Consider the following 21765-nt stretch of genomic DNA (forward strand, 5'->3'; position numbering starts at 1 on the left):
TTCTGCCTCAGGCGGTGCGATTAGCGCTGTTGCGCTGCGCCCGCCCTAGTTTGAAAGAGGATATTATGTCTGAGCTGGATTTTGCTGATCTAGAACGCCGTATGAGCGGCGCAATCAACGCTCTTAAAACCGAGTTTTCCGGCCTGCGTACCGGTCGTGCTTCGGCAAGCATGCTGGACACGATTACCGTGGATGCCTACGGCTCGCCGATGCCGATCAATCAGGTGGCAACCGTTTCAGTGCCTGAACCGCGCATGGTTTCTGTGCAGGTATGGGATCGTTCCATGGTTGCTGCCACTGAAAAAGCGATTCGTGAATCCAGCCTTGGCATTAATCCGGTGGTTGATGGGCAGGTGCTGCGCCTACCAATTCCAGAGCTCAATGAAGAGCGTCGTCTGGAACTTGTTAAGGTTGCGCATAAATATGCGGAAAACGGCAAGGTTGCGATCCGGCATGTGCGCCGTGATGGCATGGACGCCATCAAAAAGCTCGAAAAAGCTGGCGACATGGGTGAAGACGAGAGCCATGGCGCGCAGGATAAAGTGCAGAAAATGACCGATGACTTTATCAAGCAAGTGGATGACGTGCTGGCTAAAAAAGAGCAGGAAATCAAGCAAGTTTAATGCTTGAAGACAGGTATGGCATTCATGGTTGATCCAGTCGAGATATTTGTACAGCAGGATTTGCAAGAAGTTGCAGAGGGTGCTGTGCCTCGGCATGTGGCGATTATCATGGATGGCAATGGCCGATGGGCCTCGCGCCGGGGGTTGCCCAGAACAGAAGGGCATCGGCGCGGGGTGAAGACCGTGCGCGAAATTGTAAAGCGGGCGCAAGAACAAGGAGTGGGCTATCTCACCTTGTTTAGTTTTTCCTCTGAAAACTGGAGCCGCCCGGCAAGCGAGGTGCAGTTCTTGCTCTCCTTGTTGAAGCGGTTTATTCGGCAGGATTTGATGAAGCTGCGCGAGGCTGATGTGCGCGTGCGCATTATCGGCTGTCGCCACAATTTGCCTGATGAATTGCTGCGGGTGCTGCAGGAGGCGGAAAGCGCAACAGAGGCCTGCACCGGAATGGTGTTGCAAGTTGCCTTTAACTACGGAGCGCGGGCGGAGATTGTTCGTGCTGTACAAAAGCTCACCGCGGAAGTGAGTGCGGGTGCGCGCTCGGTAGAGAGTATCGATGAAGAGATGATCTCGCAGGCGCTGGATACGGGCGGTATGCCTGACCCGGATTTAATAATTCGCACAAGTGGCGAACAGCGGCTCTCCAACTTTTTGTTGTGGCAGGCTGCATATTCTGAATTCTATTTTACCCCGCTGGCGTGGCCTGATTTTGATGCTGCTGCCTTTGACGATGCTCTGGCCGCCTTTGGGGCGCGCGAGCGGCGATTTGGCGGGCTGACAGCCAAGGTTGGACCATGACAAAGCAAGACAAAGCGCCGGGCGGTGGTGATGGCGATGATGGCCGCGGAACCGGTGTTGTGGGCCGTTTCTTGCGGGCCTATCCGGATTTTCTGCTGCGGGCTGGGTCGGCAATTGCTTTGCTGCCGGTTGCATTGTTTGCACTTTGGGCTGGTGGTCTTTGGTTTTTGCTATTGGCGCTTGTGGCTGCCGGGCTTTGTTTTTGGGAGTGGAGCGCGATAATTGGTGTCTCGCGGCGTTCACTGGCTTCTTTGTTCGGTTATGGGCTGCTGGTGGTTGTTGCGGCGTTGCTTTACTTTGGGCGGGCGCAGGAGGCGCTTGGCCTCGTTGCGGCAGGCACGATTGTCGTGGGGATGAGTGCGGGGATTAACCGCGTCGGGCGCTGGTTTGGCGAGGGGTTTGTCTACGCCGCGCTGGCGCTGGTTTCCATTTATACCCTGCGCATGAGCGACCATGGTTTGGGGCTTGTGTTTTACCTGATGGTTGTGGTTTGGGTGACCGATGTGGGGGCTTATATCGTTGGGCGTTCTCTTGGCGGGCCAAAACTGTGGCCTGCTATTTCCCCCGGAAAAACCTGGAGCGGGGCGCTTGGTGGCTTGCTTCTGGGCTCTTTGGGCGGGCTTGTTGCCGCTTGGCTGGTGCTGCCTGATGCAGGTATTGGTGCGTTTTTGCTTGGGGCGCTGCTCTCTGCACTTTCCCAAGGGGGGGACTTGTTTGAATCGGCCCTTAAACGACGCTTTGGCGTAAAAGATTCCAGTCACTTAATCCCCGGCCATGGCGGTATGCTGGATCGGATTGACGGGTTGGTGGCTGCCAGTGTTGCCGCTTATGTGCTGGCGGTTCTGCTTGGCGGGGCGTTGGGCGCGCCGGGTGCAGCGCTGCTGCAGTTGTTTTAGCCCATAATTTATCGCTTTTAGGGTAAAGGAACGGCATGGCGCAGCAACGGATAATCTCTCTATTTGGTTCGACAGGCTCGATTGGCTGCAGCAGTATTGACTTGCTGCAGCGTGACCGCGAGTTTTTTGCTGTTGATACTTTGGTTGCCTATCGCAATGTAGCGTTGTTGGCCGAGCAGGCGTTGGCATGTCATGCAAAGCTTGCGGTGATTGGCGATGAGAGCTTGCTTCCTTCGCTGCAAGAGGCGCTTGCAGGTAGTGGTATCGAGGTTGCCGGTGGGCGCGGGGCTGTGCTGGAGGCGGCGGCGCGGCCTGTAGATTTGATGGTGAGTGCTCTTGTTGGCGCTGCCGGACTGGAACCGACGCTATGCGCGTTGGGGGCCGGGGTGCAGGTGGCGCTGGCCAACAAAGAATCTTTGGTGTGTGCAGGACATTTGGTGAAAGCGGCCCTGTGCAAAGCCGGTAAGCCGTTGTTGCCGGTTGATTCAGAGCACAATGCGATTTTTCAGGTTTTTGAAGGGCGCAATGAAGCGGCGGTTGAGAAGCTGGTGCTCACCGCTTCAGGCGGACCGTTCCGAACTCTGGAGCGGGCGCAAATGGCCGATGTGACGCCCGCGCAAGCCTTGAAGCATCCCAACTGGGACATGGGCCAGCGGATCTCTATTGATAGCGCGACGATGGTCAACAAGGGACTGGAGTTTATCGAGGCGCTGCACCTGTTTCCGGTTAGTGTGGAGCAGGTGGAGGTTTTGGTACATCCGCAATCGCTTATTCATTCAATGGTGCAGTATCGCGATGGGTCAATGCTGGCGCAGTTGGGTACGCCTGATATGCGGATCCCTATTAGCTACTGTTTAAATTACCCTCAGCGTGGGCAGGTGCCTGCGCAACGGCTGGATCTGGCGCAAATAGGCCAGATGACCTTCGAGGCGCCCGATGAGAGCCGCTTTCCAGCGCTTGCTTTGGCGCGGCAGGTGGCGCAATTGGGCGATGGCGCCGGAACCGCCTACAATGGGGCGGATGAAGTCGCTGTTGCAGCTTTCCTTCAAGGTCAGATTGGCTTTTTACGGATCGTGGATTGTATCGAACATGTGCTGAACGTGCTTGATAAACGGCAGATGCTGGTTCAGCCTGAGCGCCTAGAGGATGTGTTGGGACTTGATGGAGAAGTTCGTAAACTTGCCGGTGAATATATTGCAAACACGGGCAGGTAGCTGTGTTGTTTGGGGCAGGCTACAATATGCTGTATGTCCCGCCGGAAGTTGCGGGTTGCCCGAATGATTGTTTTAAACAAGACTATGTGTGCCTTGCTGAGCATTAAGGCCGGTTAAGAGGAAATGGACTGATGAACGTGTTTGACTTCTATCTGGCCGGACCGCTCGGGGTCATTCTGCCTTTCCTGTTTGTTTTGACCGTGGTGGTGTTTTTCCACGAACTCGGGCACTTCTGGGTTGCGCGGCGCTGTGGTGTTAAAGTTTTGACGTTTTCGGTGGGGTTTGGGCCTGAGCTCATTGGCCGAAATGACAAGCTGGGCACGCGGTGGAAACTCTGTGCAATTCCGCTTGGGGGCTATGTCAAGTTTGCCGGTGACGAGAATGCGGCGAGCATGCCAAGTCGAGAAGATATTGCGAAGATGGATGAACAGACGCGGCGCACCGCATTTTTTGCCAAGCCGGTGTGGCAGCGCGCGCTTGTGGTGGCAGCCGGGCCGTTCGCCAATTTTCTGCTGGCGATTGTTATCTTTGCAAGCATGTTGTTTTTCTTCGGACGTATGGAGACAGCACCTTATGTCGATAAGGTGATGCCCAACACAGCCGCACAGGAAGCGGGGCTAGCGGCTGGTGATCTGATTGTACGGATTGACGGAGAGGCAATAGACAGCTTTTCCCAGCTGCAAAGGATTGTCTCGGCCAGCGCGGGGCAGGCTTTGCAAATGGAAGTGGAGCGGAATGGTGAGCTTGTCGGGTTGGAAGTAACGCCGCGCCGCACGGAAGTTAGTGACCGATTTGGCAACAAGACCAGTGTCGGGCAACTCGGCGTGCAGCGCTCGACTACGGCCGAGCAATTGGTGCATCGGCAGTATGGCCTTGGCGAGGCCGTGGTGGGCGGTGTCAAAGAAACGTGGTTCGTGATTGCTCGCACGGGTGGCTATATCGGCGATATGTTTACCGGTAAGGAGGATACGTCACAGCTGGGTGGGCCTATCCGGGTGGCGCAGATCTCTGGGCAGGTGGCTTCCTTGGGCTTTTTGCCGCTGTTGAACCTGTGCGCGGTGCTGTCGGTGAGTATCGGTTTGCTGAATTTGCTGCCGGTGCCGGTGCTCGATGGGGGGCATTTGATGTTTTATGCTTACGAGGCGGTACGCGGAAAACCACTTGATGAACGAATTCAAGAGATTGGCTTCCGTATCGGAATCACCTTAGTGTTGTTCCTGATGATTTTCGCATCATGGAATGATTTGGCGGCGCTGATTGGCCCCTAAACGACTTAAGGTTGTGAGTGCGCGTGGATTTTACGGTGATTTTGCTGCCTCAAGGTTGCTTTCAGCGTAAATCCTTGTACAAAGTTCCAAGGTGTTTCAGATTCTATCCATAACCTAGGGCTGTAAAAATAACAGTTCGGGCCAAGAATAAAGGCATAGCAGACCTATGCAGTCATTTAAGAACCTGTCTCGCGTCTCTCTTCTGGCGATGGCCGTCGCGGCCCCGGGAGCAGTGCTGGCGACAAATATTCCGTTGATCGGTGCCGAGCAGGTGGCCGCTGCGGTGGTGAATAAGATTGTGGTTAATGGGGCGACGCGTATCGAGCCGGATACCGTTCGTGGCTATATGACCATTCGCCCTGGTAAGAGTTTTGGTGCCTTTGACATCGATGAGAGCTTGACCACGCTGTATGCGACCGGGTTGTTTGCCGATGTAACAATCGCGCAAAAAGGTAGTACCCTCGTTGTAAATGTGGTTGAGAACCCTGTGATTGGCCGTGTGTCTTTTGAAGGCAATAGCCGCATCAAAGACAAGGCGCTGAAGGGTGTGGTCCGTTCGACCGAGCGCTCCATGATGACACAGGCTCGTGTTCAAAGCGATGTGCAGAACATTCTTGAAGCTTATCGCCGCTCCGGCCGCTATCAGGCGTCTGTCGAGCCGAAGCTTATCGAGCGTGACAACAATCGTGTTGATCTGGTCTTTGAGATCGAAGAGGGTGATAAGACCGGCGTTTCCCGTATCAGTTTTATCGGTAATAAAGAGTTTTCCGATAGCCGTTTGCGTGAGCAGATCAAGACCCGTGAGTCGGGCTTTTTGAGCTGGCTGCGTACGACAGACGTATATGATCCAGATCGCTTGGAAGTTGATAAGGAATTGCTGCGTCAGTTCTACTATCAGCACGGCTATGCGGATTTCCGCATTGTCTCAGCTGTTGCGGATCTGGATCGCGAGCAAAATATCTTCTACGTAACCTTCACAGTGGATGAGGGTGACAAGTACAGCTTCGGTGATATCAATATCGATAGCTCGCTGTCGGCGGTGGATCCTGCTTCACTTGAGGGTGTTGTTCGCACAAAAAGTGGAGAGACCTACAATTCACTTGAAGTTGAGAAGACGCTGGAAGACTTAACTGTTGAAGTGTCCAAGTCCGGCTTCGCCTTTGCGCAGGTTCGCCCGCGTGGTGAGCGGGACTATGATGCCAAAACCGTGTCTATCACCTACTACATCGAGGAAGGTCCTCGAGTTTATGTAGAGCGGATTAATATTCGCGGTAATGATCGGACGCGCGAATATGTTATTCGCCGCGAGTTTGATCTGGCTGAAGGTGATGCGTACAGCCGCGTTCTGCTAGATAAAGCTGAGCGTCGTTTGGTTAATACCCGTTACTTCAAAAACGTTCGTATTACCCGCCAGCAGGGTTCGGCCCCTGATCGCGTTATTATCAATGTGGATGTTGAAGAGCAGCCAACCGGTGAAATCTCCTTTGGTGTCGGGTACTCCACATCTGACGGTGTCATCGGCGATCTGTCTATAACCGAGAAAAACTTCCTCGGCCGCGGCCAGTTTGTGCGTGCAGCTGTGGGTGGTGGTACTGATAACCAGAAATATGAGTTCAAGTTCGTAGAACCATTCTTTATGAACCGCCGTATTTCAGCAGGCTTTGATATCTATCGCCGCAACAAGAAGAAAACGTCCAGCCGGTCTTATGCAGAAACCACGACTGGTGGCGGTATCAACTTTGGTTTGCCACTGCGCGAAGAAGAGTTGACGCTGAACTTGTTCTATAAGTTGTATCAGCGTGATTTGACCCGCTCTGACTTGCCGAACAATCCGACTAAGGACGATTGTGATGACAAGGGCGTATCTGCCGCGGTGTGTGACTCGCTTGGTAAATATCTGACGTCTACCGTCGGCACCTCGCTGGTTTACAACACGCTGGACAATATGTTCAGCCCAAGTGAAGGCTTCTACGCTAAGGCTACTCAGGAAGTTTCCGGTGTTGGTGGCGACTCGCAGTATCTACGCGGTGAAGTAGAGGCGCGGACCTACAAAGAAATTATGCCGTCATGGGGTCTTGTAGGGATGGTCAAGGCGTCTGGTGGCTACGTTTCCGCATGGGGCAATCGCTTGCGGGTGTCTGACCAGTTCCAAGCTGATAGCTCGAAAATTCGTGGCTTTAAGACCAATGGCTATGGACCGCGCGATGAAAACGGTGAAGCGCTGGGTGGTACCTACTACGTAGCTGCGACTGTGGAAGGCACGTTCCCATTCCCTGTGTTCCCAGAGGAGCTTGGTCTTTCCGGTGCGGTATTTGCTGATGCTGGTTCGCTGTGGGGTGTTGATGGCGACTTGGCAAAAGCTGTTGTTGCAGATGACTCCAAGATCAAGTCTGAAGACTTCAATGTCCGTGCCTCGGTTGGTGTTGGTGTGCTTTGGCAGTCGCCGTTTGGCCCACTGCGTGCAGACTTTGCATGGCCGCTTGTTAAGGACGATGTCGATGAAACGCAGATCTTTAAGCTTGGCGGTGGTACACGCTTCTAATCTGCCGGTAAATTGAGTAAACTCGGCCGCCGAAGCCTTCGGCGGCCGTTTTCGTGTTTATAGGACGCTTATGACAGAGAGTGACTTCTTTCCTGCGCCAACTCCCGTTCGTGTTGCTCAAGTGGCGGCTTGGGCGGGGGCAGAGATTTGCCGCGGCGATGACAGTACGCTGATAACCCATGTGGCGCCGCTTGATGCGGCTGGTCCGGGTGCGCTGGTGTTTATCGAAAACCCGAAATACGTTGATCAATTGGACGAGACCAAGGCTTCCGCGTGTTTGGTGCCCAAAAAGTATCTGGATCGCGTTCCTGACGGTGTGGTGCCGCTGCTTGCCAAACAGCCGTATAATGCGTTGGCGCTTGTTCTTGCCCAGCTCTATCCTGATGCGATGGCGCCCATGCCTGTTAGTGATGCCTTGGGTGTGCATCCGAAAGCGCATGTGAGCGATGGTGTGCATTTGGAAGAGGGCGTGTGTGTAGAGCCGGGCGCTGTTATAGGCAAGGGGGCACATATTGGTGCGGGAACGCATATTGGCCCCAATGCAGTGATCGGAGCGAACTGCCAGATCGGCCGGGCGTGCCGGATCGGCGCCAATGCCATGGTTCAGCATGCGCTAATTGGTGACGAGGTGATCATTCATCCCGGCGTGTGTATCGGCCAAGACGGTTTTGGTTTTGCCATGGGCGCAGGCGGGCACGCGAAAGTCCCCCAGTTGGGCCGGGTTGTTATCCAAAAGCACGTTGAGATTGGTGCAAATACCACAATTGACCGGGGTGCCAACCGCGACACGATTATCGGAGAAGGTACCAAAATCGATAATCAGGTACAGATCGGGCACAATGTGCAAGTTGGGCGGCATTGCGTGATCGTTTCGCAGGTCGGTATCTCCGGTAGCTCCACGCTTGAGGACTATGTGGCCATTGGCGGGCAAAGTGGTGTTGGTGGTCATGTGACCATCGGCATGGGCGCGCAAGTGGCGGCAGTAAGTACGGTGCATAGCGATTTGAAACCCGGCGGGCGCTACGGCGGCATGCCTGCCAAGCCCGTTAAGCTGTGGTTTAAAGAATTGGCGGCGGTGCGACGACTTGCCGAACGTGGCAGCGAGAAATAAACCAAACGCAAGATCAGGAACGCGCTTTGGCTTAAACCAAGAGTTAGAGCTGCGGCGCTATATGAGATGAAATAGGTATTGAGGCTTTAAAATGAGCGAGAACGAAACAAAGGAACTGGCAGTAGCAGATATCATGCGGGTGATGGAATTGCTTCCGCATCGCTATCCTTTCTTGATGATTGACAAGATCATCGATATGGATGCTGACAATTCCGGTATCGGTATCAAGAATGTCACGATCAACGAGCCGTTCTTCCAAGGTCACTTTCCAAGCCAGCCGGTAATGCCGGGCGTGCTGCTTGTTGAAGCGATGGCGCAAACCGCCGGTGCCTTGTGTGTGCATGCTCGTGAAAACAAAGGCACACCTTCCTTGGTTTACTTCATGACCATTGATAAGTGTAAGTTCCGCAAGCCAGTGGTGCCGGGTGATCAGGTGCAATTCCACGTGAAGAAAGTGCGCAATCGTGCGACGATCTGGAAGTTTGATTGCACCGCCCTTGTAGAGGGACAAAAAGTTGCTGAAGCTGAAATCAGCGCCATGCTGGTAGATTCCGAGGACTAAATGGCAAATATCCATCAAACCGCGATCATCGAAGATGGGGCGGAGCTGGCGGATGATGTGGTGATTGGCCCTTATTGCCATGTGGGCGGCAAAGTTCGCCTTGGCGCGGGGGTTGAGCTAAAATCTCATGTGGTGGTGGCTGGGCGGACCCATGTGGGCTCTGGCAGCGTTATCTATCCGTTCGCCAGCATTGGGCATCGGCCACAGGATTTGAAATATGCTGGCGAGGATACGCTGCTGGATATCGGCAGTAATAATCAGATCCGCGAGCATGTGACAATGAACCCCGGGACAGCCCATGGCGGCGGCGTCACCAAAATTGGCAATAACTGCCTGTTTATGGCGTCAACCCATGTTGGCCACGATTGTCAGGTTGGTGATTTTGTCATAATGGCGAATAACTCGGTGCTGGCGGGCCATGTGGAAGTGGAAGACCATGTCATCCTTGGTGGTACATCTGCTGTGAAACAGTGGGTTCGCCTTGGGGCTCATTCGATTATTGGCGGCCTCGCCGGTGTCGAGTTTGATGTGATACCATTTGGCTCTGTCATTGGTGATCGCGCGCGTTTGCACGGATTGAACCTCATCGGCCTTAAGCGGCGCAACTTTTCGCGCGAGGAAATCCATGCGCTGCGCGGGGCTTACAAGGCGGTGTTTACCTCAGATGAAGGTACCTTGCGCGAGCGGGCCAGTAAGGCACGGGAAGCCTTTGCCGGGTTTGCCAGTGTCGAGACAATGACCCGCTTTATTACAGACCGCGAAAACCGAAGGTTTTGTGTGCCAAGGGTTGGCGAGGAAGCTTAGGCGAGTATTACAGGATGCATCAGCAGCGCGCGGCAGGGCCGCTTGCGGTGATTGCCGGGGGCGGGCAGTTGCCTGAAGAAGTGATCGAGGCGGCGCGGGCCAGCGGGAGAGATGTGCTGCCTATTGCCATTCAGGGGGAGGCTTCAGCCTCCCTTTTGCGCTTTGAGCCGGTGGAGCTGGGCTGGGCGCAGATTGGTAAGCTGTTTGATTTGCTGGCAAAGCATCAGGCCAAAGAGCTGGTGCTGATTGGTTCGGTGAGCAAGCGACCGGATTTCACGCAGGTGCTGGGAGATTTTGGCACCATGCGGCGGCTCCCCAAGATCATTGCCGCGCTTAAAGGCGGCGATGACAGTTTGCTTGTCAAGGTCATGGGGTTGTTTGAGGCAGAAGGCATCCGTGTGCTCGGCGCCCATGATGTGGCACCGCAGCTACTTGCTGGGTCTGGATTGCTTGCTGGTCCTCACCCTAGCGATGATGCGCTTGCAGAGCTGGAATTTGGCAAGCAGGCCCTTAATACATTGGCGGATCTGGATATGGGGCAGGCGCTGGCTGTGAAGCAAAAGCGCGTGTTGGCTGCGGAGGCGGCAGAAGGTACGGATCTGATGATCTCGCGGGTATCAGAGCTGCGGCAGCTGGGGCGCATCCGCAGCAAGGGCCCCGCGGGCGTCTTGGTGAAAGGGGCGAAGCGAGGGCAGGATCTGCGCGTTGATTTGCCCACCATCGGGCCAAGTACGGTGCGCGGCGTCGCGGCTGCGCAGTTGCAAGGTCTGTTTGTTGAAGCAAAGCGGGTACTGATCGCGCAGAAGGCAGAGACGCTGCGTTTGGCCAATAAACAGGGGGTGTTTATCTATGGCTACTGAGCGTGAGCAGGGCGCCACACAGGGCCCGCTAAAGCTGTTCGTTGTGGTTGGTGAGGAATCTGGCGATCAATTGGGTGCAGAGCTGGTAAAGGCACTGCGTCCGATGGTGCCGCAGGGAATCGATTTGCAGGGGGTTGGAGGCGAGCGTCTCGAAGCGCAGGGTCTTACGTCGCTGTTTGACCTTGAAGAAATTGCTGTCATGGGGATTAGCGCGGTTCTGGCGCGGCTGCCGAAAATCGTGAAACGGGTCTATCAAACCGTGGATGCGGTGGCGGCGGCGCGGCCCGATGTGCTGCTCATAATTGATAGTCCGGATTTTACCCATAACGTGGCCAAACGGGTGCGCAAGCGGGCACCGCACATCCCGATTATCGACTATGTTTCGCCCTCGGTATGGGCATGGCGCTCGGGCCGGGCGAAGAAGATGTCTGCCTATGTAGATCACCTGCTGGCATTGCTGCCGTTTGAGCCGGCGGCGCACGCGCGCCTTGGTGGGCCGGCAACCACCTATGTTGGACATCCGTTGATCGAGCGCTTGGCGGAGCTGCGCCCGGCAGAAGGTGAGCGGTCTCGGCTTGGTCAGGGGCAGGACACTTTGCTGGTGCTGCCGGGAAGCCGCGGCAGTGAAGTAACACGCTTACTCGAACCGTTTGGCGAAACTGTGCGACAAGTCTGCGCCAAGCACGAGGGGCTGCGGGTTGTTGTGCCTGCTGTGAAGGCGCAGGAAGCGCGGATCCGCGAAGGGGTGGCTGCATGGGGTGTGCCGGTTGAGATCGTGTGTGGGGAGCAAGCGAAGTTTGCCGCTTTCCGGCGCGCACATGCGGCACTGGCAGCCAGCGGCACTGTGTCGCTAGAGCTTGCGATTGCAGGTGTGCCAATGGTGGTTGCCTATAAGCTAGATTGGTTCTTCCGACGTCTTAAGTGGCTCAACACCTATATCAAGATCGCGGAGGTCGACAGCATTGTCCTGCCAAATCTGGTGGCGGGAGAAAACTTCGTGCCGGAGTTCATCGAGGAAGATGCAGCGCCAGATAAACTGGCAGGCGCGCTGTTGTCGCTGCTGACAGATACTGGGCAGCGCGAGGTCCAACTGGAAGCAATGCAACGACTCGACAGCTGTATGCGACTGCCATCTGGGGATAGTCAGGCGCGAGCTGCGGCAAATATACTCGTTAAAGTTGCTGGTGTGCAAAATTTCTCCTAGTCTATCGCTCTAGTGGAATAGGGAGAGTGATTTGAATAAGTTAATTAAAATCTTCATTAGCGGGCTACTTATATTAAGTGCATCTGCTGCTGCGGCAGAAACCTATCAGGTTAGGGCGAAAAAAAATCGCGTGACGCCAGTCGATTTTCTCATGTACTTTAATGTGGATACTTGTGATTACCTTGCGGTTCCGCGTGGGCGGGTCGTAAAAGCGCCAAAACACGGCGAGGTAACCTTAAAAAAGCATCGGGAAAAGCTAACTGGTCGTCACTACAAAAAATGTGATGGTGCGATTGTTCCCGGGCTGATGGCACTTTACAAGCCCAAAAAGGGCTTCAAGGGGCAAGACGAGTTCAAGGTAGAGTACAAGACCCATTACCCCGGAGGGGTGGAGTACGATAGCCGTACATACAGAATCATCGTAAAATAAATAAAGCGCCGCAATCGCGGCGCTTTTGCTTTTATTGGAGCTCAATTATAAATGGTGTGCCCCAAAGGTTTTGCAACTGCTCGATTTGGAGGTTTGCTTCCTCATCGCCCATGTTCGATATTCGCTCAATTCTAAAGCCCGCTTGTTCAAGGCCACAATAATCGATCTTTGAGAAGATGACAGGGATGGTGTTTTTCTCTGCGGCAATCGACGCAAGCTTGAGTGCAGTGGCATTTATGTTTTCCAGAGGCTTGGAGACCATAAAAGCGATTGCAAGCTGGGTGTCCTGTGCGAACAAGCTTTCAGATGGTGCCATTCCCTCACTTGCAAGGCAGTTTCCTGCTTCTGGTGCGAGGCGGTTATCAAACGGGGCTAACAGGCTATCAATACTCTGAGGCTGCCTGCCGGAAAGCGTTGAGAGGATCACAGCATATTCATTGGTGTTCATTGTGAGCTCCACTGATGATTTCGGCAGCTGCCTGATTGCCGCGCTCTGGTAAGTTGAAGGATTGCAGGGCGGACGTTAAAGAGGCCTGCGTTTGAGGGCACAAGCCCTCGTCAATTTTGTAGGTGAGGCTTTCAAAGTCTGTGGGCTCTACATCTAGCGCAAGGCCAGCTTCGGAGGCGGTGGTAGCTCTGGCAGCTTGATCATCCATGAAGCTTGCCATCTGCGGCACGAACAGGGTTGGGATGGCATTGTAGAGAACATCGTGAAAGGTGTTATAGCCAACGGCACTGACCAGCAAGTCGCATGACTTGATCAGCGGAAGTGCATGATGTGTTTTAACGATCTTCGTATTTTGCCAAGTGTAGAGGGCGGGGTTGACTTGTGCAGTTGGCCAGATAACGACCAAGTGCAGAATGTCGTTTTGTTGTTCGAAGTAAGAACAGAGGGTGTTTAGCTGCGCAGAGCGGTCAGCAGCGACACCGCCGCCCAGCATGGAGACAACGAGTTTTCTAAACGGCGTTTGAAACTGTTGGGCTAGTCTTGCGCGGATCTGCTGCTGCTGGGAAACATCCAGCTCCAGATGTTGAGCAATCGGCCCCACTTCGTAAACATGATCACCGGTCGATATGGTTTGGTTGAGCGCGTCCAGAGCCTCTAGAGGCACGATGACTTTGTTGAATGCTTTTTCCCTATCGAGGGCCACACTGTTGTTCTGTGTGTTTTGCCAAAGTCCCCGCCTGATCCAGATCGCATGAAGCTGTTTCTCGTAGATGTTGCGATAGATACTGTCAAAAACATATCCACCATCGAACACCAGTGTGTCGCCCTTGTTAAGATTGGCGGCAATGCGATGATAGTTGACGAGATCGTTGGCGTAGGGTGTGGCAAGTTGAGCAGAACGGCTCACCAAGGGGACCGTGTCAAAGCCATAGCGGGTCAACATTGGGATGCAGCTTGGAAACGCCGCGAAATTGACCATACTTTGTTGATGTAGTTCGCTGGCGACGATTGAGCAGCGCTGTGCATGGCCAAGTCCTACACCATTGGTCGGCACGAAGAGGATCTTTTTTTCGCCGGTTCTGGATGTGTCCTCTGCCCGTGAGCGTTCTGGCTCGCCGAGCATTGGGGCAAGAACGTTTTGCAGGCTATGTAGATGCGGCTTGATTGCCTGGCGTGACTTTTCCTGCAATATCTGCAGGGAAGGGAGAATGCTCGTTTGTAGATAACCGGGCAAATGAACAAGATCGTGCGGGCCAACAACGGCTGCTGAGTCGATTGGAGGCAACTGAGCATTGCTACAATTGATTGTAACGCTCCCGTTGACGAAACTGTTCATGAGTATCGCCTGCGCGATACTATTTTTTTTTGGAGCTTGACCTACGACAAGGATGCCTTGGGCGCAGGATAGATCAACCGCGCTTAGTTCAGAGTAATGGAAAATCTTTGGCGCATTGCCTAGTAATCCGCGCAGGCGCTGTTTTCCCTCTCCTGTTGTAATGATCCGCAGGTCAAACTGCTTATCAATGCTCAAAGCCTGTAGTGCCCAGATCTGATTATCCTCGGAGATGTTAGGGCTTAAAACGCAGAGAGGGACTTTGGTATTCGACAAGTTGTTTAGCGGCGCGCCACAACTGACAGTTGCGCAGTGCTTTGCTTCGCCTGCTGTTACACTTGGCAGGTAGGAGACTGTTCGCCCCGTGATTATTGCGTACTTATTCTTAAGGGAGATGTGGCTGTTTACGTCAAGATCTGGTGCGCTGAGAAGGACGTCTGCGTTATCACAGAGTTTTAGATTGCGAATGCGCTCCGCCCTGTCATCGGCAAGGTGGTTTGCGTTTAAGACAATAAGCGTGTTGGCAGCTTCTTCACCTGGCTCTTTGTATTTCGACAAGCCATAGGCTTGGGCCTGCAATAGTGGCTCGGTTGCTTCATAGGACACTGAAGGATTATATCCCGCCGCCCGAAGTTGGGATAGGCTGAGGAGCTCGTTGGTCAGTGTTTTGTCTGGTTGGGCAAGAATATCGACGAGCAACATTAGGCTATAACACCGTTTAGTTTTGACAGGAAGGATGCATCAGAGAAGTTGTGCAGGTAGCTCTGTGCCTTGATTACTTGCGCTTGATAGGCGCTTGGATTGTTTACATAGTGTTCTATTAACTGATCGACATCATCGATTTCGGCACTTGCCACGGTGTTGTTAAATGTCTTAGCCAAGCGGTGCTCTGTGATCACCAGTTTTCCGGCAGCCGTTGCTTCGGCAAGGACACGGCCGAAGCTTTCTTGCCACATTGGATTGACGTAGTAGATAAAGAAGTCAAATTTTTGCAAGAACTGCGCTACAGCCATTGTGCCGAAGGGAAGTAACTCAACGTTGCTTTGTTGCTCGAAAGTCTCTCCCAGACTGTCGCTGCCAAGAATTCCACAATACTGCGCATGGGGTGGGAACAGCTTCGCCATCGCTGATGTATTTGGAAACTTCTCGTGTCCGGGTCGAGAATGTCGGCCTCTACGGTCACTTGGGGATTGGGTAGGGGGAAGCAATTCGAAATGGCATTTATTAAACCAATCGAACTTAAGTATTTGCCAGCGCCTATCCAGAAAATGAATAGCGTGCTCAACTCCCTCACGATTTCCTGGAGATATCGGAGCTATGTAATAGTTTTGCGCGATTGTGGCGCGTTCGATTAGGTGGAAACAGGCGGCGGCATTAAACCCCCAGTCTCCTTGAGGGGTACAGAGGTTCTCGTGACAGATCACAAAAAGGTTTTGGCAAGCAAAGCGCTGATTAAACGAGCTATCGAATTTTAAAAATACCGGATTGTGCAACACGATATTGCGGCAGCTAAGAGGTCGCTGATTTTCGTACACGGGCAGTTTGTGGCGTTCGACAGCCTCGAGTACTGCGGGGTTGTCTGGGCGCCCCTTAAACATTGATGCCCGAGTATAGCACACTGCAACGGTATAGTTTTGTTTGAGGGCGTCTATCTCAGCAGCAAATGCTGTAGAGGTACCCCCGGGAAACCGGGGGTCCACCACCAAAAGAATGTCTTCCTTGAGCATTAGTAGATGGCATCACTGGAAGAGATATTGTCAACCTTTGGCATTGTAGGGCTAGTGAAACCCAGCGCAGAAAACAACGTTCCACTGCTGCGCTGAAAACCCTTGATAGATTTTGCCAGCGGGTCATTGCCCTGAGCGATGCGCGGATTAGCCTCGATAAACGCATTGAGGCCATCAACATCGTTGTTTGCAACCAGTTGTTTTACGGTGTTTAGCTGTTGCTCAGAAAACGCCGCAGCCGCTGGTGAAGCAAAGGATAGCGCTACCGCTACGGCGGCGAGTTGTTTGGAGAGTTTTGTTTTCATTGTATCACTCATGCAAAATTAGATATTTGCAATAAATGACGCAGAGTAAGTTGATTCTCAATTGTTTTATTAGATTATCAAACAATAATAATAATTAAAAATTTAGTCTAATGCTCATTGAAAATGACGTTATAAAAAGAAGGGCGACCCAGTGGGTCGCCCTTGCAATTTGTTGTGATCAGCTAATTGACTAGCTGCGTTGATCAATAGGCATGTAGTCGCGCGGTGCGGCGCCGGTGTAGAGCTGGCGTGGGCGACCAATACGCTGGGATGGATCCTCGATCATTTCTTTCCACTGGGCGATCCAGCCTACAGTTCGTGCCAGTGCGAACAGCACGGTGAACATGCTGGTCGGGAAGCCCAGAGCACGCAGGGTAATGCCGGAGTAGAAATCGATGTTTGGATAGAGGCGTTTCTCGATGAAGTATTCATCGGACAGGGCAATGCGCTCCAATTCCATGGCAACATCTAGCAGCGGATCGTCTTTGATACCAAGCTCTGCCAGTACTTCATGCGTGGTTTTTTGCATGATACGGGCGCGTGGATCATAGTTTTTGTAGACGCGGTGACCAAAACCCATAAGGCGGAACGGGTCACTCTTGTCTTTGGCGCGGGCGATGTACTCTGGAATGCGATCAACAGAGCCAATTTCGGCCAGCATATTCAGTGCGGCTTCGTTAGCGCCGCCGTGTGCTGGGCCCCACAAACAAGCAATGCCAGCGGCAATACAAGCAAACGGGTTGGCGCCGGAGGAACCAGCCAGACGCACTGTGGAGGTGGAGGCGTTCTGCTCATGATCGGCATGCAAGGTGAAGATGCGGTCCATGGCGCGCGCCAGCACCGGATTGACCTTGTAATCGTCGCAAGGAACGGCGAAGCACATGTGCAGGAAGTTGGAGGCGTAGTCCAGATCGTTGCGCGGGTAAACGAAAGGCTGACCGACATGGTACTTGTAGGTCATCGCCGCAATGGTTGGTAGCTTGGCGATCATGCGCAGCGAGGCAACCATGCGTTGGTGCGGATCGGAAATATCGGTGCTGTCGTGATAGAATGCGGACATGGCGCCCACTGTACCTGTCATCACTGCCATCGGGTGCGCATCGCGGCGAAAGCCGGAGAAGAGGCTGCGCATTTGTTCGTGGATCATGGTGTGATGGGTGACGCGGAAGTCGAAGTCTTCCTTTTGTGCACGGTTTGGCAGCTCGCCGTAAAGCAGCAGGTAGCAGGTCTCTAGAAAGTCACCATGGTCTGCCAGCTGTTCAATTGGGTAGCCACGATAGAGCAGGGTGCCTTCGTCGCCATCAATAAAGGTAATTTTTGATTCACACGATGCGGTGGAGGTGAAGCCCGGATCGTAGGTAAACTTTCCTGTCTGACCATACAGAGATGCGATGTCGATAACATCTGGACCTACGGAGCCGCTCCGCACGTTCAGATCCCAAGATTCATCCCCGATTGACAGTTTTGCAGTCTTGTCGCTCATGTTTGGCAACCCCCTCGTTCTAATCCCCGAAAGTGATCGTTCAGATTGTGTACGAATGAATACACGTTACAAAATGACACCACCACCCATTAAGGGAAATTGTCTTGGGGCTTTGCTAGCGCATTTGCCTCGATAGGGCAAGTAGATTGGAGGATACGTAGATTCGCCTATGATTGAAAACGCACGGAAAACAGCGTAATCCGTGCGTTATTCGTTAGAAACTAATGGGTTTTACCCACAGACGTCGCGCAGGCGGCCCAGTGATTCGTCGCGGCCCAAGCCAACAAGGACATCATAGATACCCGGCGATGTTGTCTTGCCTGTGAGGGCGGCACGCAAGGGCTGTGCAACTTTACCAAGTTTCAATTCGGCTTGTTCTGCTGTGGCTTTCACGGCGGACTCCGTAGTCTCCATGGTCCATGCATCGAGATCTGAGAGATTCTCGGTAAGGCGGGCAAGCACGGCCTTGGCTTCATCACTGAGCAGCTTTTCTGCCTTTGGCTCGATGGAGAGCGGACGGGTTGCCCAGAGATAGCTTGCACCATCTTTCAATTCGACCAGTGTTTTTGCGCGTTCCTTCAGGGCCGCCATGGATGCAAGCAGTGTATTCTCGTTGTCGCTTTGTTGGAGCCATTCCAGAATGGGAGCACCGTCTTCAATAGCTGCGAGGAACACTTTGAAGTGCTGCATCAATTCTGGATCATTCGTAGAGCGCATGTAGTGGCCGTTGACATTGGCCAGCTTCTGGAAATCCATTCGTGATGGCGACTTGCCAATGGCATCAAAATCAAACCACTCCAGCATTTGATCGGTGGAGAAAATTTCATCATCGCCATGGCTCCATCCCAAGCGGGCGAGATAGTTGCGCATAGCAGCTGGCAAATAGCCCATAGCGCGATAGGCTTCAGCTCCGGTTGCGCCGTGGCGCTTGGAAAGCTTGGCGCCATCTGGGCCGTGAATAAGTGGAATGTGGGCCATGCTCGGCACGTCCCAGCCAAGAGCCTTGTAAATCAGCACCTGACGGGCGGAATTGGTGAAGTGATCGTCCCCGCGGATTACGTGGGTGATGCCCATGTCATGATCATCGACCACGACGGCCAGCATATAGGTCGGCGTGCCATCAGAGCGCAGGAGCACCAGATCGTCAAGATCCTTGTTCGGGAAGGCAACAGTGCCCTGTACTTCGTCGTAGACAGTGGTTTCGCCATCGAACGGTGCCTTCAGGCGAACGGCAGGGGCAATTCCTTCTGGCGCTTCTGAGGCGTCACGATCACGCCAGCGACCATCGTAGCGCGGTGGGCGCCCTTCTTCTCGCGCCTTTTCGCGCATCTGGGTGAGTTCTTCAGGTGTGCAGTAGCAGTAATAGGCCTTGCCTGCTGCGACCAGCTCTTCGGCGACCTGTTTGTGGCGCTCAGCGCGGGAAAATTGCGAGATCGGCTCGCCTTCCCAGTCCAGCCCCAGCCATGTGAGGCCATCAATCAGGGCTTCAACGGCCTCTTGTGTGGAGCGCGCGCGATCGGTGTCTTCGATACGCAGCAGCATCTTGCCGCCTCGGCCTTTGGCGTAAAGCCAGCTGTAGAGCGCGGTGCGGGCACCGCCGATGTGCAAATAGCCGGTAGGTGAGGGGGCAAAGCGGGTGACGACTGGTTTGCTCATGAGTTTTGGCAATCTTTCTGCGTTGATCCTTGAAATACGGCGGACGCCGTTTGTCTAGCAGCTGTGTAGCATAGAGGAGACGAGTGCCCAAGAGACTAGCGGGCCTAGAACAAGCAAGACAGTGGATCACCCGATGAGCGAGATGCGAGTAAGCGGCTTTGGTGTCTTGGATGCTAGAGAAAATGCTATGCCGCACACGCACAGCTCAAGCAGAGTGGGGAGAGCTTGGCGTGTGTGCAAGGGTGAATGGGCTGCTTTTAAGCGTGAAGGAGACAGGGCTGTTGAGCTTGGCGAAGGGTTGAGCTGGGGGGCGTTGGCCTTTGCCGGCGGTCTACTGCTGTTTTTACGGTTTCCACATATTGTTGGTGATTGGCGACTGACGTTGCCTATGGCTTTGCTCGCCGGAGGGGCGTGGTTGTGGCTACGCGGGCGGGGGCAGGCGTGGGCCGCTATGTGGTGCGGATTGCTGCTGCTGATTGTTTTGGGGAGTGTACGGTTTTCCCTGGGAGTTGCCTTGCATGATCATGGTGTGTTGAAGGGAGCGTATTATGGGCAGGTTGAGGGGCGCGTGGTGGCAAGGCGGGTGTCTGCAAGTGGCAGAGAGGTGTATACGCTGGACCAGCTGCGCTTTTTCAAAAGAGTAAAACTCAAACGTGGTGACCAGCTTTTACGCGTTGAGGTAAGTGTCCCGGCCAAGTACCCGCGCTATCAGTTGGGTACCCGTTTATCCTTGCAGGTGCTTTTGCGTGAACCAGAGGCTCGTTTGCTTCCTCGAAGCTACGACGCTGCTTGGCATGCGTTCTTTCGCGGGGTGGGGGCAATTGGGTTTACGCGGGGGCCGCCGCGTCAGCTCGCGGCAAGTGACGAGGCAGGTGCTTTGACGGCTAGTTGGCTTTTGGCCGCGCGGCAAGCTTTGCTGATCATCCGCTATGGCGTGCACCAACGTATTATGGATGCTGCGGGCGCGGAGGCGGCACGTGGTGCGGGGATTGCTGCGGCATTGGTGAGCGGTTTGCGGCACGAGATCTCGCGGGAAACCTATCAAAGCCTGCGAGTAGCGGGTTTGGCCCATATCCTTGCGATTTCAGGTCTACATATGTCGCTCGTGAGTGGCTTTGTTTTTCTGGTTGCAAGGTTTTGTAGTGCTCGTGTGAGCGTTTTGAATAGGCGTGGCTGGGTCAATAAAGCCGCTGCGTGTTGCGCGCTACTGGCAGCCCTGTTTTATCTCGGAATTTCAGGTGGAAGTGTGGCGACACAGCGGGCTTTTGTGATGGTGGTTGTCGCACTTGGAGCTGTCGTGCTGGGACGCGAAGCGTTGAGCATGCGCTCTGTTGGCATTGCCGCATTTGTGGTGTTGCTTTATGCCCCAGAACAGGTCGTGGCGCCGGGCTTTATCATGTCCTTTAGCGCGGTGGCGGCCTTGGTGCGGTGTTATCAACTCTTCCCAAATGCGCTAAGCACAAGGATTGGTGAGAAGCAAAGTGTAGGCGAAGGTCTAACCTGCGCTATCGTAGCCTTTTTTCGCAAGTCAGCCAGATGGTTTGCCGGGTGTGCAGTCACATCAGTGGTTGCTGGATTGGCAACTGCTCCAAGTGCCGCATATTTTTTTGCAGAGACAGCACCGCTTGGGCTCTTGGGAAACCTGCTGGTGATGCCGCTGTTTTCGCTGGTGCTCATGCCGCTGCTGGTCGCTGCGCTTGTTCTTGTTCCGATCGGCTTGGATTTTGTTTGGCAATGGTTGGCGCACGGCTACAACTTGCTTGTTGTTGTTGCCGAGTATGTCGAGTGGCTTTCACTTGGGTTGCCCCACAAAGTTTACTTGCAACATAATTGTTTCCTATCGCTCTTGGCGGCGATAATCATAGGGTGCGCTGGTCCTGGGAAGCTAAAATGGTCATCAGTTATCATTGCTATTTTTGTTCTGTTGAGCGCGACTGTTCAGAGCAAACCGAATTTTGCGATTAGCGCAAATGGGAGGCATTGGGCTTTCTTGACAGAAAATAGCAAGGGCGATCCGGTAGTTTTTACAAGCGCCAAAGACAAGAGTTTTATTGGTAGAAGCTTGATGCAAGCACTTGGCTACGCTGGGCAGGTCATAACTTTGCGGGGACCTTTCAAAAAATATGCGGATCGATATGGGATCTCAATAGGTCACAGCACCTGCGATGAGTTGGGGTGCGTTCATTACCTTAGGCCTTTTCCTGTCTCCGTCTCTGCGGATGGAAACACGGGTCATCTGGACGACTTTATTATCGCGCACTCCAAACACCCAGCCGCGTTGCCAGAGGATTGCCATTTCGCCCATATGGTAATTACACATTTGCAAGTGCCCAAAGGGTGTGGCCAGATGCAGATTCAAAACTACGAGCAAGTAGGTGATAGGGTTGTGAAGGGGAACCTCTACCGTGTGTCGCTTGCGCTTGGGCAGGAGTTGGTGAAAGGCAGCAACAGAGTCACGCGGGTGGAATCATTGCCTCGCCCAGTATCAGGCTTGCTCTATTGAT

General features: G+C 53.8%; 19 protein-coding genes. 13 read left to right on the forward strand and 6 right to left on the reverse strand.

What is annotated here, in order from left to right; genetic code table 11:
• Positions 1-65: 65 nt before the first annotated feature.
• The 12 genes from frr to AYK82_RS12720 all read left to right on the forward strand — a co-directional run bounded on the left by frr (position 66) and on the right by AYK82_RS12720 (position 12309).
• Complete coding sequence (frr, locus tag AYK82_RS12665; RefSeq protein ID WP_068316341.1) at positions 66-623, forward strand: ribosome recycling factor; 558 nt, start codon at positions 66-68, stop codon at positions 621-623.
• A gap of 24 nt (positions 624-647) precedes the next feature.
• Positions 648-1418, forward strand: a complete 771-nt coding sequence (locus AYK82_RS12670) for an isoprenyl transferase (protein WP_068316467.1) — start codon at positions 648-650, stop codon at positions 1416-1418.
• On the forward strand, positions 1415-2314 hold the full coding sequence (locus AYK82_RS12675) for a phosphatidate cytidylyltransferase (protein WP_068316344.1): 900 nt from the start codon (positions 1415-1417) through the stop codon (positions 2312-2314). Before AYK82_RS12670 ends, AYK82_RS12675 begins: the two co-directional genes overlap by 4 nt.
• Before the next feature lie 35 nt (positions 2315-2349).
• Complete coding sequence (gene dxr / locus AYK82_RS12680) at positions 2350-3528, forward strand: 1-deoxy-D-xylulose-5-phosphate reductoisomerase (RefSeq protein ID WP_068316347.1); 1179 nt, start codon at positions 2350-2352, stop codon at positions 3526-3528.
• 131 nt (positions 3529-3659) lie between these two features.
• On the forward strand, positions 3660-4796 hold the full coding sequence (gene rseP, locus AYK82_RS12685) for an RIP metalloprotease RseP (protein ID WP_068316350.1): 1137 nt from the start codon (positions 3660-3662) through the stop codon (positions 4794-4796).
• Between the two features lie 166 nt (positions 4797-4962).
• Complete coding sequence (bamA, locus tag AYK82_RS12690) at positions 4963-7338, forward strand: outer membrane protein assembly factor BamA (RefSeq protein ID WP_068316353.1); 2376 nt, start codon at positions 4963-4965, stop codon at positions 7336-7338.
• A gap of 70 nt (positions 7339-7408) precedes the next feature.
• Positions 7409-8449 carry a UDP-3-O-(3-hydroxymyristoyl)glucosamine N-acyltransferase gene (gene lpxD / locus AYK82_RS12695; RefSeq protein ID WP_068316360.1) on the forward strand — a complete coding sequence of 347 codons (1041 nt, stop codon included), beginning with the start codon at positions 7409-7411 and terminating at the stop codon, positions 8447-8449.
• 91 nt (positions 8450-8540) lie between these two features.
• Positions 8541-9011: a 3-hydroxyacyl-ACP dehydratase FabZ gene (gene fabZ, locus AYK82_RS12700; RefSeq protein ID WP_068316362.1), complete on the forward strand. Its 471-nt coding sequence runs from the start codon at positions 8541-8543 to the stop codon at positions 9009-9011.
• Positions 9012-9815, forward strand: coding sequence for an acyl-ACP--UDP-N-acetylglucosamine O-acyltransferase (lpxA, locus tag AYK82_RS12705; RefSeq protein ID WP_068316365.1), 804 nt, complete (start codon positions 9012-9014; stop codon positions 9813-9815).
• A gap of 14 nt (positions 9816-9829) precedes the next feature.
• Positions 9830-10675: an LpxI family protein gene (locus tag AYK82_RS12710; RefSeq protein ID WP_068316368.1), complete on the forward strand. Its 846-nt coding sequence runs from the start codon at positions 9830-9832 to the stop codon at positions 10673-10675.
• Positions 10665-11879 carry a lipid-A-disaccharide synthase gene (gene lpxB, locus AYK82_RS12715; RefSeq protein ID WP_068316371.1) on the forward strand — a complete coding sequence of 405 codons (1215 nt, stop codon included), beginning with the start codon at positions 10665-10667 and terminating at the stop codon, positions 11877-11879. Before AYK82_RS12710 ends, lpxB begins: the two co-directional genes overlap by 11 nt.
• A gap of 31 nt (positions 11880-11910) precedes the next feature.
• Positions 11911-12309: a hypothetical protein gene (locus AYK82_RS12720; protein WP_068316373.1), complete on the forward strand. Its 399-nt coding sequence runs from the start codon at positions 11911-11913 to the stop codon at positions 12307-12309.
• 31 nt (positions 12310-12340) lie between these two features.
• Here the strand turns inward: AYK82_RS12720 and AYK82_RS12725 are convergent, their stop codons facing one another.
• The 6 genes from AYK82_RS12725 to gltX all read right to left on the reverse strand — a co-directional run bounded on the left by AYK82_RS12725 (position 12341) and on the right by gltX (position 19261).
• Positions 12341-12757, reverse strand: coding sequence for a hypothetical protein (locus tag AYK82_RS12725; protein ID WP_068316375.1), 417 nt, complete (start codon positions 12755-12757; stop codon positions 12341-12343).
• A complete protein-coding gene (locus AYK82_RS12730) occupies positions 12744-14792 on the reverse strand; it encodes a glycosyltransferase (RefSeq protein ID WP_068316377.1) in 2049 nt (682 codons plus the stop codon). The genes AYK82_RS12725 and AYK82_RS12730 overlap by 14 nt, the downstream gene beginning before the upstream one ends.
• Positions 14792-15817, reverse strand: a complete 1026-nt coding sequence (locus AYK82_RS18015; RefSeq protein ID WP_156453352.1) for a glycosyltransferase — start codon at positions 15815-15817, stop codon at positions 14792-14794. The genes AYK82_RS12730 and AYK82_RS18015 overlap by 1 nt, the downstream gene beginning before the upstream one ends.
• Entirely contained in the window at positions 15817-16122 is a 306-nt protein-coding gene (locus tag AYK82_RS12745; protein WP_156453353.1) for a hypothetical protein, read from the reverse strand. The genes AYK82_RS18015 and AYK82_RS12745 overlap by 1 nt, the downstream gene beginning before the upstream one ends.
• Positions 16123-16312: 190 nt before the next feature.
• Positions 16313-17605, reverse strand: coding sequence for a citrate synthase (gltA, locus tag AYK82_RS12750; RefSeq protein ID WP_068316390.1), 1293 nt, complete (start codon positions 17603-17605; stop codon positions 16313-16315).
• A gap of 231 nt (positions 17606-17836) precedes the next feature.
• On the reverse strand, positions 17837-19261 hold the full coding sequence (gene gltX, locus AYK82_RS12755; RefSeq protein WP_068316392.1) for a glutamate--tRNA ligase: 1425 nt from the start codon (positions 19259-19261) through the stop codon (positions 17837-17839).
• 133 nt (positions 19262-19394) lie between these two features.
• Here gltX and AYK82_RS12760 point away from each other — a divergent pair, with 133 nt between their 5' ends.
• On the forward strand, positions 19395-21764 hold the full coding sequence (locus tag AYK82_RS12760) for a ComEC/Rec2 family competence protein (protein WP_068316399.1): 2370 nt from the start codon (positions 19395-19397) through the stop codon (positions 21762-21764).
• The last annotated feature ends 1 nt before the right edge of the window (position 21765 follow it).

The organism is Polycladidibacter hongkongensis (genome assembly GCF_001561995.1).
Taxonomy (GTDB): Bacteria; Pseudomonadota; Alphaproteobacteria; order Rhizobiales; family Stappiaceae; genus Pseudovibrio; species Pseudovibrio hongkongensis.